This window comes from Achromobacter sp. Marseille-Q4954 (assembly GCF_943737025.1).
Taxonomy (GTDB): domain Bacteria; phylum Pseudomonadota; class Gammaproteobacteria; order Burkholderiales; family Burkholderiaceae_B; genus Achromobacter; species Achromobacter bronchisepticus_A.
Genome location: NZ_CALSFQ010000001.1, coordinates 3682395 through 3699141 on the forward strand (window position 1 = coordinate 3682395; position 16747 = coordinate 3699141).

The window sequence follows — 16747 nt, forward strand, 5'->3', positions numbered from 1 at the left end:
GTCTTAGCGTTGATTGGCCAGGCGGGGGTCGAGCGCGTCGCGCAGGCCGTCGCCCATCAGGTTGATCGCCAGCACGGTGATGGCCAGCAGGATGCCCGGGTACAGGATGGTGTAGAACGCCACCGCCACGTAGTTGCGGGCGTCGGCCATCATGTTGCCCCAGCTGGGCACCTGGGCCGGCACGCCTACGCCCAGGAACGACAGCACCGCTTCGGTCAGCACCGCGGTGGCGGCGATGAACGTGGCCTGCACCACCAGCGGCGTGACCATGTTGGGCAGCACGTGGCGGCGCAGGATCACCGGCAGGCGGGTGCCCACGGCGTGGGCGGCTTCGACGTAGAGCTGTTCGCGCAGCGTCAGCGCGAGCGAACGCACCAGACGCACCACGCGCGGCACCTGCGGGATCGCGATGGCGATGATCACCGTGGTCAGGCTGGCGCGGATCACCGCCATCAGGGCGATGGCCAGCAGGATGTCGGGAATGGCCATCATGCCGTCCATGATGCGCATGATGATGGCGTCGGCCCAGCGTACGAAGCCCGCCAGCAGGCCCAGCACCACGCCGACCGCGGTGGCGATCAGCGCCACCACGATGGCCACCACGAGCGACACGCGGCCGCCCCAGACCACGCGGCTGAACACGTCGCGGCCCAGCGCGTCGGTGCCGAAGTAATGCTCGGCCGACGGCGGCTTCATGCGTTGCAGCGGATTGATGCTGATGGGGTTGTGCGTGGCGATCCAGGGCGCGGCGATGGCCAGGCCCGCTACGATCAGCAGCAGCGCCAGGCCCAGGATCAGGGTGGGGTGCTTGCGTACCCAGCGCCAGCGGCGCCCGCTGGCGCTGAGCGCCTCGTGCAGCACCACGGGCGGGCTGGCGGAAATCGAGCTTTCTGACATGTTTCTTTCCTGCGGCGGCTCAGTAACGGATGCGAGGATCGAACAGCCGGTAGCTGAGGTCGATCAGCAGATTGATCATCACGTAGGTGCCGGCCGATAGCAGCAGCACGCTCTGGATGACCGGATAGTCGTGGTGCTGGACCGCGTCGATGACCAGGCGGCCGATGCCGGGAATGGCGAAGACCGTCTCGGTCACGACCACGCCGCCGATCAGCAGCGCGATGCCCACGCCCACGGTGGTCGCGATGGGAATGGCGGCGTTGCGCAGCGCGTGCTCCAGCACGGGCAGCACCGCGAGGCCCTTGGCGCGCGCCGTGCGGATGTAGTCCTCGTGCAGCACTTCCACCACGGTTGCGCGGGTCATGCGGGTGATCAGCGCGATGTACACCAGCGCCAGGTTGATGCAGGGCAGGGTCAGGTTGCGCAGCCAGGGGCCCACGCCCTCGGACAGGCTGACATAGCCCTGCACCGGCAGCCATTGCAGCTTGATGGCGAAGCCGTAGATCAGCAGGTAGCCGACCAGGAACACCGGCACCGAGAACGCCAGCACGGCGAACAGCATGACCAGGCGGTCGATCCAGGTGCCGGCGCGGTAGGCGGCCAGCACGCCCAGCGGCACGGCCACGATGATGGAGACCAGCATCGTGAGCGCGGCAATGGACAACGTGGGTTCCACCCGCTGCGCCAGCAGCTGCGTCACGGGCACGTGGGTGAAGATGGACGTGCCCAGGTCGCCTTGCAGCAGTTTGCCCGCCCACAGCCCGAACTGCCGCCACAGCGGCTCGTCCAGGCCCAGCGCCACGCGCAGCTTGGCGATGTCGTCGGCGGAGGCGAAATCCCCGGCGATGAGCGCCGCCGGGTCTCCCGGCGACAGGTGGATCAGCAGGAAGACGATCACCGCCACCACTGCCATGACAGGCACGATGGCCAGCACTCGCCGGAGGATGTAACCCATGGTTGTCTCGCGTATCGATTAGGCTGGCTGCGGACTACTTGTCCAGCACCCACAGGTTCGGCAGGCTCCAGATCTTCTCCGCGTTCTTCAGGCTGTTGTGCGAAGCGAATGCCCGCGAATACTGGCCCACCGAGATCGCGGGGAAGGCTTCATAGGCGCGTTCCTGGAACAGGTCGAGCACACGCTTGCGCTCGTCCGAGCTGGTGGCCGCGATCCATTGGGCGCGCAGTTCGTCCAGCTTCTTGTCGCAAGGCCAGCCGGGCAGGCTGTTGCCGCACACCGCGCCCAGGTAGGTGTTGCTGATGGGCGAGTCGACGTTGAACTCGGACGCGGCCGACAGGAAGATGTTCCAGCCGCCCTTGTCGATGGGTTCCTTGCGGGCGCGGCGGGCGGTCAGCGTGGCCCAGTCCATGGACTGGATGTCGAGGTTGACGCCGATGTCCTGCAGCGCCTGGATGGCGACCAGCGTGGCGGAGTTCAGGTAGGCCAGGTCGGTGGGCAGCAGGATCGCGACCTTCTCGCCCTTGTATCCGGCCTCGGCCAGCAGCTTCTTGGCCAACGCGGGATCGGGCTTGGCGTAGGGCGCCGCGCCGGCGGCGGTGTCGTTGGGGCCGCCGCAGATGAAGACCGTGGCGCAGTACTTCATGCGCAGGTCGTCGGGATAACCCATGGCGGCGGTGAACTTGTCCTGGTCCACCAGATGGGCCACGGCCTGGCGCGCCTTCTCGTTGTTGAACGGCGGCATGGACTGGTTCAGGATGATGTAGCCCTGGGCGCGCTCCATCACGCCGATCTTGACGTTCTTGTTGCCGCGCAAGGCGTCGATGTAGTCCGCCGGCGCCTGTTCGATCATGTCGACTTCGCCGTTGGTCAGCGCGGCCGTGGCGCTGTTGGAGTCGGGCAGCACGCGCCATTCCACGCGCGGAATTTTCGGGGTCTTGTTGCCGGCCAGGCCGTCGGCCTGGGCCTTGGGGCCGACGTAGTTCGGATTCTGCTCGAACACGATCTTGCTGCCTGGCACCCATTCGGCGCGCTTGAAGACGTAGGGGCCGGAGCCCACGACCTCGGTCAGCGGCCGGTCGGCCGGCTGCGAGGCCAGGCGCTGGGGCAGGATGAAGGCGGGATAGCTGGACACCTTCGCCAGGCCTTCCAGCACCAGGTCGAACGGCTGGTCCAGGGTCAGCTTGAAGGTGCTGGCGTCCACGGCTTCCCACTTGCCGCCGGCGCGCGTGATGGCCTGGCCGATGTTGTCGCGCGCGGACCAGCGCTGCAGCGACGCGATCACGTCGGCGGTGGTCAGGGCCTGGCCGTCGCTGAACTTCAGGCCGGGCAGCAGCGTGAAGGTCCAGGTCTTCTTGTCGTCGCTGGCCGAATACTTCTCGACCATCTGCGGCTGCGGCTTGCTGTGCGAATCCATCGCGAACAGCGTGTCGTACACCATGTAGCCGAAGTTGCGCGTGATGTAGGCGGTGGTGAAGGTCGGATCCAGCACCTTCAGGTCGGCGTGCGGCACGATGCGCAGGGTCTTGGCCTGCTGCGCGTGCGCCGGTGCGGCGCCCAGGGTGAAGGCCAGGCCGAGGGTGGCCGTCGAGAACAGGCAAAGCAGGCGTTTTTTCATCGCGCTAGGCTCCCATCTTGTTGGTGGATGCGCCGGCGTCCACGCGCCGGCAGGTTCTTAGAGCGGCCACTTGGGCAGCCGGATATTGCGGTACGTGAGCGTTTTCCAGTCGGGCGTGGCGACGCCTTTGCCGCCGACATAGATGATGTGGCGCGCGACTTTCGAGAACGAGGCATGGAAGTGCTGGGCGGACTTGACCACCACGATCTTCTTGGAAGAAAGATCGCAGCCCAGCTGCGTGAGCAGGTCCATGTTGATGGCCTGGTTGCGCAGCGAGGTCAGCACGATCTCGATGCCGTGGGTCTCGACCAGCGCGCAGTCGCCCATGGCTGCCGGCGCGCCGGACAGGCCCGTCATGATCATGTCGGCCTGGATCGCCTTGACCGTGCAGCGCAGGTCCAGCGGATCGCCGGACAGCGGGCCGACCTTGCCGCCGATGCGCAGGTCCAGCACCGCGCCGGGGCCGGCGTCGAAGGCGATGCGCGCCGACACCGGATCCCACATGGGGCCCAGCGCCGCGTTCGTCACGCCGCGTTCCAGCATGCGGCTCAGCACAAAGGTGGCGTCGCCAGGGGCGCCGCTGCCGGGGTTGTCGGGCCGGTCGGCCAGCACCACCGGACCGTCGCCGAAGGCCAGGGCTTCATCCAGCGCCTGGTCCACGCTGCGGTAGGGCACCATCAACTGTTCGCGCATGCCGATGAGCTCGTCGGCCAGACGGCGCGCCAGTGTTTGCGCACGAGCGGCATCGCCGTCGGCATAGACCAGCACCTTGGTGCCCATTTCCGGCACGTCGCCGGTGGCGAAGCCTTGCGCCGCCGAGATCGACAGGATGCCGTCGCGGCCTTCCAGCGCCTTGATGCGGCTGACGAACCCCTGGGCGGGTTCGCGCGTGGTGTGCATGGGCACGATCATTTCGCAGTCGATCAACGCCGCGACGGGCCGTGTGCGGCCGGCTTGCGCATCCAGGCACAAGGCCAGCAGGTCTTCCGCGCGTTCACGGATATCGGTGTGGGGATATTCCTTGAACAGCACCAGCACCGTGGCCTGTTCCACCATCAACGGACTCAGGTGCGCATGGGGATCCAGTTCGGCGCCCACCACCACATCGGGGCCGACGATCTCGCGCACGCGGCGCAGGATGTCGCCCTCGCAGTCGTCGTAGCCGTCGGCCACCATGGCGCCGTGCAGGCCCAGCAGCACCATGTCCACCGGCAGCGCCGCGCGCAGGTCGGCCAGGATCTGGTCGCGCAGCGTCTCGTAGGCGGCGCGGGTGGTGGTGCCGCCCGGCTGCGCGGAAGTGACCAGGCCTTCGGCCAGCGTCCACCCGGCTTCGCGGCCGCGTTGGCGCGCCACGTATAGCGGCGCGCCTGCGAAGGTCACCGTGTCCGGATGCGTGCCCGCCGGGTAGTAGTCGCGGTCCTGGAAGGAGGCGAGGCTGGTGGGCATGGGCGCGAAGGTGTTGGTTTCCGTGCCCAGGCCGGCGCTGAAGATCTTCATGGCCGGGCCTCCGGACAGGCTGACGCATGCGCCGCGGCGCGCGCGGCGGTCCAGGTCGACGACATAGTTTTCCCCTTGTATGGATCGGATGTCCGTCATTGCCGCCACACCAAAAGGGGGGCACTGCGTTCCGTATCGCGGATGATCGGCGGCACACCAGCGCGGCACAAATAGCTAACGTGTTCCCATGGATAACCCAAGGTTATGGTGTGCGGTTTTTCGGGGAAAATCGCGGCGAAAAGCGCGCAGATCGGCTGCTTTTAAGGGAAAACGATAGGCCGGCCGAAAGCCTTTCCGGGCGCATATGAAAGGTTATGGACAGTTCATGATTTGGAATTTGTGGGCCGGGCAGGCGGCGCTCAGAATTTGCAGCTGTTCCTGGCCGGCGGACATGCCGCAAGGCCTGTCGCCTTCAAACCGCTAGCGGCGCGCCGCGCCCTGGAGTCGCCCATGCGCATATTCACCGGCGCCCTCGCCACCGAAACCAATACGTTCTCGCCCCTGCCTACCGGTCTGTCGGCCTTCAAGTCGCGCGAATACCTGCCCGGCGGCACGCATCCCGACCACATGACGTTCTACGCCGGGCCGCTGTGGGCCGCGCGCCAGGGCGCAAGCGCGGGCGGCTGGACGCTGGTCGAAGGGCTGGTCGCTTCGGCCCAGCCGGGCGGCACCACCACGCGCGCGGCCTACGAAACCTTGCGCGACGAGTTGCTGGCCGACCTGCGCGCGGCGCTGCCGGTGGACATGGTGCTGCTGGGCCTGCACGGCGCCATGGTGGCCGACGGCTACGACGACTGCGAGGGCGACATCCTGCGCCGCGTGCGCGAGATCGTCGGCCCCGATGTGGTGGTGGGCGCCGAACTGGACCCGCACGCGCATCTCACGCCGCTGATGGTGGAGCAGGCCACTGTGCTGGTCTTGTTCAAGGAGTATCCCCATACCGATGTGCTGGAGCGCGCCGAAGACCTGCTGGCCTTGTGCCTGGACGCGCAGGCCGGCCGCACGCGGCCGGTGGCCGCGCTGGTCGATTGCGACATGATCGTGCCCATGCACACCACCCGCGAACCGGCGCAGGGCTTCGTCAGCCGCATCAAGGCGCTGGAAGGCCGCGACGGCATCCTGTCGATCTCGGCGGCGCAAGGCTTCGCCACCGGCGACGTGCCGGAAATGGGCACCAAGGTGCTGGTCTACGCCGATGGCGATGCCGCCCGCGCACGAATGCTGGCGCGCCAATTGGCCGACGAACTCATCGCGATGCGCGAACAGTTGATGGTGCCCTACCGCAGCGTGGACCAGGAGCTGGACGAAGAGCTGGCCTTCGGCGGCGGTCCCATCGTGCTCGCGGACCGTTCGGACAATCCTGGCAGCGGCGCGGCCGGCGACTCTACCTATCTGCTGGCCAGGATGCGCGAACGGGGCATACGCAATGCCGCCATCGGCCCTCTGTGGGATCCGGTTGCCGCCCGCATCGCCTTCGACGCCGGCCCTGGCGCGGAGCTGGACCTGCGTATCGGCGGCAAGGTTGGCCCCTTGTCCGGCAGTCCCGTGGACGCGCGCTGCCGGGTCGTGGCCACGCATGCGGACATGACCATGACGGGCAACTCCAACACCCGCATCGCCCTGGGCGATTGCGCGCTGGTCGACGTGGACGGCATCCTGGTCGCCCTGGTCTCGCTGCGCACCCAGGCCTATCACACGGACCTCTTTACCCAACTGGGCTGCGACCTGACGGCGCAGCGCCTGATCGTGGTGAAGTCCGCGCATCACTTCCACGCCAAGTACGCGCCGCTGGCCAAGGCGGTGCTGTATGTGGCCGCGCCCGGTTCCGCCAGCCCGGACTGGCGCAGCCTGCCGTACCGCAAGGCCAGGCTGCCGAAGTGGCCGATCGCGTAGCGGCTTGAGACCAGCTCCGCCCGCGTCAGGCTTCGATGGTCACGATATCCCCGGCGTGCCGCGCATACTCCAGCGCATAGGCCATTTCGCTGCGAGTCTGCGCATGGAGATAGAGCCAGGGCTGCCCGCGCGCGACTTCATCACCCAGCCGCGCGTGCAGCGACACGCCGGCGGCGGGCCGTTCCGGCGCGCCGGCCAGCTTGGCCAGGCGCGACAGCTTGCGGTTGTCGATATGGGTCACGCGGCCGGCTTGCAGCGAGACCAGAGGTTCGACGTGCGCGGCCTGAGGCGGTTCGCGCAGCCCGCCCTGGGCGGCGCAGATGCGGGCGAACTTCTCCCAGGCCCGGCCGCTGTCCAGGGTTTGCAGGGCCAGCGCGATGCCCTGTCCCGGCGGCGCAGCGCCGCCGATTTCCAGCACGGCGCCGGCGACCAGCGCGGCGCGTTCGCGCAGGTCCTGCGGCTGATCGGGGTCGTTGCGCAGTACCGCCAGCACGTCGCGGGCCTCCAGTGCGGGTCCGATGCCGCGGCCGACGGGCTGGCTGCCGTCGGTGTACAGGCAGCGCAGGGTCAGACCGAAATGCGCGGCCGTTTCTATCAGATGGCCGGCCAGGCGCTCGGCGGTCTCGTGGCTGCGTATCTTGGCGGTGGGGCCGACCGGAATGTCGATCACCACGTGCGTGGCGCCCGCCGCGATCTTCTTGGACAGCACCGAGGCGATCAACTGGCCTTCGGTGTCGATGTCCAGCTCTCGTTCGACGCGCACGAAGATATCGTCGGCCGGGCTCAGGTGCATGGCGCCGCCCCAGGCGATACAGCCGCCCTCGGTCTGGACGACCCGCTGCAGCTGTTCGATGCCCAGGTCCACCGGCGCCAGCATTTCCATGGTGTCGGCGGTACCCGCGGGCGAGGTGATCGCGCGCGATGAGGTCTTGGGCATGACCAGGCCGTTGGCCGCGGCGATGGCGACCACCAGCGGGGTGGTGCGGTTGCCGGGCAGGCCGCCCACGCAATGCTTGTCGACCACGATCGGCGCCTGCCAGCCCAGGCGGTCGCCGACGTCGACCATGGCCTTGGTCAGGAAGATGGTTTCATCGATGCTCAGCGGCAGCGTGGCCGTGGCGGTGAGGAAGGCCGACAGGTGCACGTCGGTGTAGCGGCCGCGCACCACGTCGCGGACGATGGCGGCAAGATCCTCTTCGCCCAGGCGGCGGCCATAGATGCGTTGGCGCACGCCGGCCAGGGATTCCAGCACCGGCGGGTGGCGGACCTGCACGCTGTCGCCGTCGCGTATTGCCAGCGCGTCCCAGGCTTCCTCGGACAGCGCCACTTCGTCGAGCGCGAGCAGGTCGCTGTCGATCTGGTAGAGCTGGGCCTGCACTTCGTGGCCGTTCGAGGTGATCAGCACCTGCGAGCGCGACGCCAGGCCTTCGGAACGGCAGACGTGGCAGTCCGCGCGCATCAGCGCTATCGGCTGATGCTGCGCGTGCAGGCGCATGCGCGTTGCGCGCAGCGCGGGCGGTTTGAGTTCCGTAACGCTGCTCACAGCTCGTACCTCTGGTCCTGCAGCGGGACGGTGACATGCCAGCTGAGTTCGCGCTGGATGCGTTCGCGCAGCGCCTCGGAGGCCTCGGGCTCGCCATGGACGATGAAGACCCGGCGCGGCGCTTCCTGAAAACCGGACAGCCAGCGCATCAGCTCGTCGCTGTCGGCGTGCGCCGACAGCATTGGCAGCTCGGCGATCTCGGCGTTGATGGGCGTCCACTGGCCGTAGATCTTGGTCTCGGTCGCGCCGTTGAGCAGCTTGCGGCCGCGCGTGCCGGCGGCCTGGAAACCCGAGAACAGCAGGGTGTTGCGGTGGTCGCTGCCGAAGGCGGCGATGTGGTGCAGCACCCGCCCGCCGGTGGCCATGCCGCTGGCCGAGATGATGACCTTGGGATAGCGGTTGGCCGACAGCGCCTTGGATTCCTCGACGTCGCGCACGTAGGTCACGGCCGAGCAGGCGGCCTCGTACTCGCGCGGGGATAGCTTGTGATCGCCGGCATGGCGGTCCAGCAACTCGGTGGCGCTGGTCGCCATGGGGCTGTCCAGGTAGACCGGGACGTTCGGCAGCCGGCCGGCCTGGCGCAGTTTCCACAGCGCATGGATCAGGGTCTGCGCCCGCCCGACGGCGAAGGCGGGAATGACGACAGTGCCGCCGCGTTGCACCGTGCGTTCGATCACGGCGCCCAGGGCTTCGACGGGATCGGCCGGGTCGTGGCGCCGGTTGCCGTAGGTGGACTCGATGACGATATAGTCGGCCCGTGGCACGGGTTCGGGATCATGCATCACCGGATCGTTGTAGCGGCCCAGGTCGCCCGAGAACACCACGCGCATGCCGCCGATATCGATCTGCGCGGTGGTTGCGCCCAGGATGTGGCCGGCGCGGCGCAAGGTCAGCTTCGCGCCGCCGGGCAAGGCGGTTTCCTGGTGCAGCGCTACATCGGAAAAATGCGTCATTGCGCGTTCGGCGTCGACCACGCGATAAAGCGGCAGCGCGGGCTTGTGCTTGGAAAAGCCCTTGCGGTTGGCGAAGTCGGCGTCCTTTTCCTGCAGGTTGGCGCTGTCCAGCAGGATCAGTTCGGCGACGTCGCGGGTCGCGGGCGTGGCGTGGATCTTGCCTTTGAAACCTTCGGCCACCAGCCGCGGCAGGTAGCCGCAATGATCCAGATGCGCGTGCGTGAGCACTACCGCATCGATATCGGCGGGCGAGAGCGGCAGCCGCTGCCAATTGAGTTCGCGCAGGTTCTTCAGGCCCTGGAACAGGCCGCAGTCGATCAGCAGGCGCGTGTCCGCGTGGCTCAGGAGGTGCTTGGATCCGGTGACGGTGCCGGCTCCGCCCAGGCAGGTCAGTGTGAGCATGGTTTCCTTGTGCAGCATCAGAAGGGTTAGGCGAGGTCGGCAGGATTGCCCTTGCCGTCCAGGGCTTGCAGGCGCGGCGCGTCCAGCACGTCTGCCCGGCGCCAGCCCGCCACGGCAGCGGCGGCATCGACGGCGTGCGCCCAGGTGCAGCGGTTGGCGTACAGCATGCCAGGCACGTCCAGCGTGCCGCCGCGGCTGATGTAGCCCAGCGCGCGGGTGCGGGCCGGGCCGCCGTCCAGCCGGCGCAGCACGCCCAGCATGGGTTCGGGGCGCGTATGGCACAGCAGCACGCGCGGCAGGCCGGGCGGGAAGAGGGCGTGGAGGGCGGCGTCAGGTAGCGTGAATGCCGCTTCGAGTTCGTCGCGCGGGGCGCGCAGGCGGCCCGGCTCCAGCACCACGGACACGCAGCACTCGTGGCCCAGCGCGGCCAGATGGGCGCGCGCCTTCAGGGCTTCTTCGAGCTGGTAGGCGCCGATGGCGACGAATTGCAGGGCGCAGGCTTGCGGGTCGCCGGCGACGTGGGCCGCGCCTTGCTCCACCAATGCCTGCGCCGCCTGGGCGTCGAAGCGCTGCTTGCCGTCGCGCTTGGACACGACCAGGCAGGCGACCTGCGCGCGCTGCGCATAGACCGCGCGCAGCGCCGCCGCGGCGCTGTTGCCGTCCACCGGGAAGAGCACGCGCGAGGTGTCGGACATTTCACCCAGCAAGGCTTCGCCTATGGTGGGGTCCTGGTGCGATTGCTCGTTCTTGGCGTTTTCCCAGGTATGGGAGGTGACCACCAGCGGTACGGACAGCCAGCCCGGGGTTTGTCCCAGTTCCTTCTGGCGGCGCGCGAAGATGATCTCCTGGCGCAGCAGCCCCAGCATCTTCACCGCGAAGGCCTCGTAGCTGACGATGAGGTTCAGGCCGCCCTTGTTCGCCAGCGCGGCGGCGGCCACCGCTTCCTCGTTCAGGGCGGTAATGACGGCGCCGTGCTGGTCTTCGGCCACGCCGGCCTCTGGATGGTCGACGCGGTGCTTCAGCAAGGCCAGCGCGCCGCCCATCTTGTTGCTGGCCAGTTCGTCCGGATTGCCGATGCGCACGCGCAGGCGCGGATTGGCCCGCACCAGTTCGACGAACCAGCGGTCCAGCGCCGCCATGGCGCTGCCCTGGACGCCAGCGGCTTCCCAGGCGGGCTCGGGCAGCGCAGGCGCGTCGGGATGCCGGTGCGCCATGGGGTGCCTGCTTTCCAGCGGGCGGCGCTGCGCATCGTGATTGGCCAGCGCGGCCAGCGCCGCGTCCAGTTCAGGCCCCGGGACGAACAGCCGGGCGGCGCTGGCGTTGAAAGCATCGCGGGCCGCGCTGTCGGTGTGCGGGTTTCCGCCCAGCGGCAGGTTGTGCGCGGCGTTGGTGCCGGCGCCGGGAAAGCCGAATCCCTTTTCGGTTTCGGCGATGACATAGGGCAGCCGGGCAGGGTACTGGAAGCCTGGCGCCGCCAGGCTTGCGGCCAGCGCGTCTTCCGCCGCCAGGATGGCCCAGGCGATGGCTGCCGGATCGCGGCCGTCGACGATGAGCGGATCGAAGCCGTTGTGGCGCAGGTCCTCGGCCAGCCAATGCGCGCCGCCTTCCTGCACGATCTGCGTGCGCTGCTCGATGCGGCGGCCGTTGAGGATCATGACCGGCACGGCCTGGCCGCAATCCTCGGCCCGCCACCAGCGCGTGGCCCAGTCGGAGCCGCGCTGTTCTTCGAACGCGCCGTCGCTCAGGAATGCCACCAGGCTCTCGCCCGGCAGCGGCATATGCACGTATTGCAGGCCGGCAAAGCCCAGGTAGCCGCCTTCCGACACGGCGCCCGCCGTGTTGGGGCCCGCGTGGCTGCCCAGCGGCACGGCAGGCAATCCGCGGGCGTCGATGGCGTAGGAGTAGAAGTCCGTGATCAGGCGTCCCAGCCCGGCTTCGCTGCGGTCATAGCGGCCGCGCTGCGCGGGCGACACGTCGCCGGTCAGGGCGTTGACGGCTTCGATGGCGGCCACGCAATGGCCTTGGCCCATCAGCCAGCCGCGGGTCTTGCCGCTCAGCGCATTGGCCAGCAGGTAGGCGACGAAGGCGGGCGCCATGTTCAGCGATCCGCCGGTGTGGCCTTCGGGATTGGGTTTGAAGTCGTCGGCTGCCAACGGCCCGCCGTTCAGGTCGATGCGGCGCGCGTAGGTCATGTGGGCCACCACGTTCATGGCGGCGCAGCTGAGGCGGTCGGCCGCGGCCAGCATGCGGTAGGCATCGTCCGCGCTGGCGACGCGGCCGCTGGCCGTCAGGCGCCGCACCAGCGCGTCGACGCGTTCGACGGTGTCAGCGCGGTGCTGGATGGGGCCGTGGCCGGATAGCCAATGCTGGCGGAGCGTCATTGCGGGTTCCTTTCAAATCGGGTGATCAATCGCGCAGATTGCGCAGCAGCGCGTTGGCCAGCAGGGACGCGAGTTCGATGCGGTTGCTGGGATGAGGCACGGCGTCGGTGGAAACGACGCGTTCAAAACAGGCGGATACCTGCGCCCAGGCGTCTTCGGCGAAGAGCGCATGCACCACCACGCATTGCGGCGGCCGCATGCCCGCCAGCTTGCCGGCAGCCACCACCAGGGTGCGGCCGGAAGAGGCGATGTCGTCCACCAGCACCGGCGTGTAGTCGCGCCAGGCGGAGAGATCGGGAGCTTCGATGTCGACCTGCCGGTCGCCGCGGCGGGTCTTGCGCAGCACCACGTGCGGCGCGCCGATGCGCGCGGCGATCGAGCCGGCCCATTGCTCGCTTTCCTCGTCGGGGCCGACGATCAGCGGCGCTTGCACATTGCCGGCGATCCAGCAGGCCAGCCGCGGCGCCGCATGCAGCGTGGTGGTCGGGATGGTGTACAGCGCCGACAGCGACGGATGCCGGTGCAGATGCGGATCGACCGTCAGCAGGCGGTCGAAGGTCGCGGACACCAGGCGCGCGAACGACAGCGAACTGACGCTTTCGCCCTCCTGGAAGCGTTTGTCCTGGCGCATGTAGGCCAGATACGGCGCGATCAGGTTGACCTCGGTGGCGCCCAGTTCGCGCGCAGTGTCGGCCGCGAAGATCAGGCTGAGAAAGCAGGGATCCGGCCGGGCCAGCGTGCAGACGATGTCGACGGCGCGCCCTTGCGGGTCGCCATGCAGCCGCACATAGCTTTCGCCGTCGGGAAAGCGGCGGGTTTCGACAGCGCCGAGTTCGCCTTGGCACAGGGCGGCAAGGCGCTTGGCGAATCCTTCGTTGCCGGGTAGCGGGAGGATAAGTCTTTGCATGAATGCCGGGTCCGCCTGATCGAGGTTGGGGAAACCGAAGAGGCCGGGTGGGCCCCGCGCGGCCCTGGAAGGGCCGCGGCATTCTGATTATGGCGCAGGGGCGGGGTTTTTCGACGTCGTACGCCGGTCAAACCTTGATGTAACTCAAAGGTTTTATCAGCGTCGCCGCGCCAGCCAGATGTTCGCGCCGCCGCAGGTCGTATCGCCTTCCACGTGGCGTACCACTTCAAAGCCGGCCTGCCGCAACAACTCGCGGTACTCCGCGGTGTTCAGGCTGCCGTGATAGAGCGGCTGGCCTTCGAATTGGCCAATGGCCTCCCCCAGACACGTTCCGCTGGTGTACATCAGCGCGGCACCCGGCGCGGCGAGGCATTCAAAGGTCTTGAACATGGGCCGCTGGTCTTCGGGCCGCAGGTGAAAGAAGCTGTGCCAGGCGATCAGCCCGTGGAAGGGACGCAAGGGTGGCAGGTGGCGCATGTCCGCTTCAATCCAGCTGTGATCAGGGAACGAGGCTCTTGCCCGCGCAAGCATGGCGTCCGAGGCATCCACACCGGTCAGCCTGCAGCCGCGTTCGATCAGGTGGCGGGCGATGGGGACGCCGGTGCCGCAGCCTATGTCCAGCACTTCGGGAGCGGGGCCGGGCAGCAGGTCCAGGAACGCGTCCAGCCAGGCGCGTTCGACCAGCTGCGTGCCGCGCAGTTTCTCGAAGGCGTCGGCATGCTCGCGGTACAGCGTGATCACGTTATCGGCGGGGGAGGTGGACATCGCGGCGTTCCCTAGTAGAGTTGCAAATCCGATGAACCAGCAACGCCCGCGTTGCACAAGGACTTCCATGAGCAAGATCGAGCGTCTGCGCCTTCCCGATGACGATCCCGTCTTTGGCGGCAACCGCATTTTCGACCTGTTCCAGTATTCGCCTGCGGTCACGGCCAACGGGCTGGTTTTCATCGCAGGGCAGATCGGCTTGCGCGCCGACGGCTCGCTGCCCGAATCGGCTGTGGAGCAGGCGGACCTGGCGTTCCAGCGCATCGCCGCGGTGCTCGGCCATCTGGGCCTGGATTTTACCGATGCGGTCGAACTGGTCTCGTATCACGTCGACGTCGGCGCCGACCTTGCCGGCTTCCGCGCGGTGAAGGAAAAGTACATACGTTCCGACTTCCCGGCCTGGACCATATTGGGCGTTGCGGCGCTGGCGCGGCCCGGGCTGGCGGTGGAGATCAAGATGGTCGCGGCGGTGCGGGATTCGAAATAGGGCCGGGAGCGGCGACTCATCAGCCCGGATGGTTGATTCGTCATCCGGGACTTGTACGGCGCGCGGCGAACGGCGAATTTCTCAATTTGCCCAATTTCGCCGCAGCCGCCGCCATGATCTCCCCGCAAGATACTTCCAAGCCAGTCCGCCACGGCTTGCGGCTTACCTGGCTGGCCCTGCTGCTGCAGACGGGGATTGCCACCGTTTACGTATTCGGACGCCCGGCCTGGGCGCAGACGGCACCGTTGTCCTATGAACTGCGCGGCGCCGACGGCACCTGCTGTTCCAGCGGCGACCACCCCGACAACGGCCATGACGGCCAGTGGGGGCAGCGCGACTTCGTGCAGACGGACAGCAATCAGCGCATCAGCGCCAATGCACCCGGCCAGACCGGCATCCTGATCGACGTCAGCGGCGGCAAGGGCGGCAACGGCAGGGACGCGGACCCCAACCATTGGGGCGGTAATGGCGGCGGCGGGCGGATCATCGACTACACCTTGGCAGCCAGCACGGTCAATGCCGCCGGCCGCGGGATCGATCTGTATTCCGCGGGGGGCAATGGCGGCCTGTGGGGCAACGCTGACGGGCCCAATGGCGGCTACGGGATAGGCGGCGACGGACACCAGGCGCGAGCCACGTTGAACAACGCCAACGTGGTCGGCGCCGGTTTCGGTGTCGCCGTCCAATCCTGGGGAGGGTCGGGGACTGATAGCGCCATCGCAAAGGGCTTCAGCGGCGCGTACACGTCCGGCCACGGCGGCAATGGCGGCGCCGCGTCCGTGATCCTGCAGGGCACGACATCGGTGACCGCGCGCGGGCCGGGGCCGGCCGACGTCAGCGCGGCGGTGGGCCTGATATCGTCGGGCGGCAACGGCGGCGCCGCCGAACACACGGGCGACTTTGGCGGACATAGCGATTCAGGCCGCGGCGGGGATGCTTCCAGCGTCGTCTTTACCGCGTCGGCAGGATCTTCCGTCACCGGGCTGGGCGACGGCGTGTATGGCGTGATCGCCCGCTCCATCGGCGGGAATGCGTCGACCGCCAACGGCACCGACACCAAAGCCGCCGCAGGCGGCAACGCGGGCTCGGTCACCATGGCCAACGGCGGGACCATCAAGGCCAACGGCAATCGCGGCATTGGCGTCTACGTGCTGACCCAGGGCGGCAACGGCGGCAATGGCGGCCATGGCTCGTGGGCCGAGGGACACAATGGCGGCGCGGGCGGATCGCCCGGCGCGGTCACGATCACCAATACCGGCAAGATCACGACCGGAACCGCCGGCACCGTCGGCGCAAAGGGCATCGTGGCCAGCGTGCTGGGCGGGGAAGGCGGTCCGGCCGGCGCCAGCGGCGCGTTCGGACAAGGCGGCAACGGTGGCGCGGGCGCGCTTGCGGGCCAGGCGATCACCATCACGAACGCAGGCGCCATCAGCACCCACGGCAACGACGCCGCCGCCGTGATCGCCAACAGCGCGGGCGGCGGCGGCGGGCTGGCCTCGTCCAGCAACGGCATCATCGCCGTGGGCGGCGGGCATGGCGGCACGGGCGGTTCGGGCGGCGGCATCGCCATGGCCAACAGCGGCGGCATCGATACCTCGGGCGACAACAGCGCCGCGGTGCTGCTGCAAAGCATAGGCGGCGGTGGCGGCGTGGGCGGCGACGCCAACAGCACCGGCGTGATCGCGTCGGTCGCCATCGGCGGCACGGGCGGCGCGGCGGGCAACGGCGGCCTGATCCAATTTTCCTCGCAAGGCAGGATCCAGACCCGGGCCGGTAACGCATCCGGCGTGATACTCCAGAGCATAGGCGGCGGAGGCGGCAGCGGCGGATCGGCCAATGCGGTCGGCGTGGGCGTGGGTCTGAACGTGACGGTGGCTACCGGGGGCAAGGGCGGTAGCGGCGGCTCCGGCGGCACTGTGTTATTCACGCAGGCCCGCCAGGGCACGATCACGACCGTGGGCGCGCACAGCAATGGCGTGTTGGCGCAAAGCATAGGCGGCGGGGGCGGCAGCGGCGGACTGGCGAATTCCCGCGTCGTCACGATCGCGCCGCAAGTGGGCGACAACCCGAGCGGCGCCGTCACGGTCGCGGTGTCCAACGGCGGCGCGGGACAAGGAGGCGGCGATGGCGGCACGGCGCGGGTCACGAATGAAGGCGGCATCCGCACCTCGGGCGCGCAAGGCATCGGCGTGGTGGCGCAGAGCATTGGCGGCGGCGGAGGCAATGGCGGCGGAGTCCTGGCGCCAGTCAAGACGCCGGTCATAGGCAACACGCGAATCGATCTGCAACTGTCCGTGCGGCATGGCGGACAGGGTGGGCAAGGCGGCAGCGGCGGCCGCGCGCAGGTCGGCAATGCGGCGACTGGCGTCATCGCAACGGCGGGGCGGGGGCGGCAGGGATCGTCGCGCAAAGCATAGGCGGCGGCGGGGGGAATGGGGGCATCGTCCAG

At 68.6% G+C, this 16747-nt stretch carries 12 protein-coding genes; 3 read left to right on the top strand and 9 right to left on the bottom strand.

Annotated features, from left to right (window positions below; translation table 11 throughout):
* Positions 1-3: 3 nt before the first annotated feature.
* The 4 genes from NGK62_RS17265 to NGK62_RS17280 are packed head-to-tail and all read right to left on the bottom strand — an operon-like array spanning position 4 to position 4967.
* A complete protein-coding gene (locus NGK62_RS17265) occupies positions 4-897 on the bottom strand; it encodes an ABC transporter permease (protein ID WP_059371471.1) in 894 nt (297 codons plus the stop codon).
* Positions 898-916: 19 nt separating this feature from the next.
* Positions 917-1852, bottom strand: coding sequence for an ABC transporter permease (locus tag NGK62_RS17270; protein ID WP_251879337.1), 936 nt, complete (start codon positions 1850-1852; stop codon positions 917-919).
* A gap of 34 nt (positions 1853-1886) precedes the next feature.
* Positions 1887-3470 carry an ABC transporter substrate-binding protein gene (locus tag NGK62_RS17275; RefSeq protein WP_059371473.1) on the bottom strand — a complete coding sequence of 528 codons (1584 nt, stop codon included), beginning with the start codon at positions 3468-3470 and terminating at the stop codon, positions 1887-1889.
* Positions 3471-3527: 57 nt separating this feature from the next.
* Entirely contained in the window at positions 3528-4967 is a 1440-nt protein-coding gene (locus NGK62_RS17280) for a M81 family metallopeptidase (protein ID WP_251879608.1), read from the bottom strand.
* 450 nt (positions 4968-5417) lie between these two features.
* Here NGK62_RS17280 and NGK62_RS17285 point away from each other — a divergent pair, with 450 nt between their 5' ends.
* The gene (locus tag NGK62_RS17285) at positions 5418-6860 is read left to right on the top strand and encodes a M81 family metallopeptidase (protein ID WP_251879339.1); all 1443 of its coding nucleotides are present in this window, start codon (positions 5418-5420) and stop codon (positions 6858-6860) included.
* A gap of 25 nt (positions 6861-6885) precedes the next feature.
* Here NGK62_RS17285 and NGK62_RS17290 read toward each other — a convergent pair whose 3' ends face one another.
* The 5 genes from NGK62_RS17290 to NGK62_RS17310 all read right to left on the bottom strand — a co-directional run bounded on the left by NGK62_RS17290 (position 6886) and on the right by NGK62_RS17310 (position 13811).
* Positions 6886-8403, bottom strand: coding sequence for a thymidine phosphorylase family protein (locus tag NGK62_RS17290; protein ID WP_240633172.1), 1518 nt, complete (start codon positions 8401-8403; stop codon positions 6886-6888).
* Positions 8400-9758, bottom strand: a complete 1359-nt coding sequence (locus tag NGK62_RS17295) for an MBL fold metallo-hydrolase RNA specificity domain-containing protein (protein WP_251879341.1) — start codon at positions 9756-9758, stop codon at positions 8400-8402. The genes NGK62_RS17290 and NGK62_RS17295 overlap by 4 nt, the downstream gene beginning before the upstream one ends.
* Positions 9759-9784: 26 nt before the next feature.
* Positions 9785-12139: a phosphoketolase family protein gene (locus NGK62_RS17300; protein WP_251879343.1), complete on the bottom strand. Its 2355-nt coding sequence runs from the start codon at positions 12137-12139 to the stop codon at positions 9785-9787.
* A gap of 25 nt (positions 12140-12164) precedes the next feature.
* Complete coding sequence (locus NGK62_RS17305; RefSeq protein WP_251879346.1) at positions 12165-13046, bottom strand: ribose-phosphate pyrophosphokinase; 882 nt, start codon at positions 13044-13046, stop codon at positions 12165-12167.
* Positions 13047-13202: 156 nt separating this feature from the next.
* Positions 13203-13811, bottom strand: a complete 609-nt coding sequence (locus NGK62_RS17310; RefSeq protein ID WP_251879349.1) for a class I SAM-dependent DNA methyltransferase — start codon at positions 13809-13811, stop codon at positions 13203-13205.
* Positions 13812-13878: 67 nt separating this feature from the next.
* On the opposite strand from NGK62_RS17310, the gene NGK62_RS17315 reads away from it, so the two are divergent.
* A complete protein-coding gene (locus NGK62_RS17315; protein WP_118931292.1) occupies positions 13879-14298 on the top strand; it encodes a RidA family protein in 420 nt (139 codons plus the stop codon).
* A gap of 113 nt (positions 14299-14411) precedes the next feature.
* Complete coding sequence (locus NGK62_RS17320) at positions 14412-16715, top strand: beta strand repeat-containing protein (RefSeq protein ID WP_251879351.1); 2304 nt, start codon at positions 14412-14414, stop codon at positions 16713-16715.
* Positions 16716-16747: the final 32 nt, after the last annotated feature.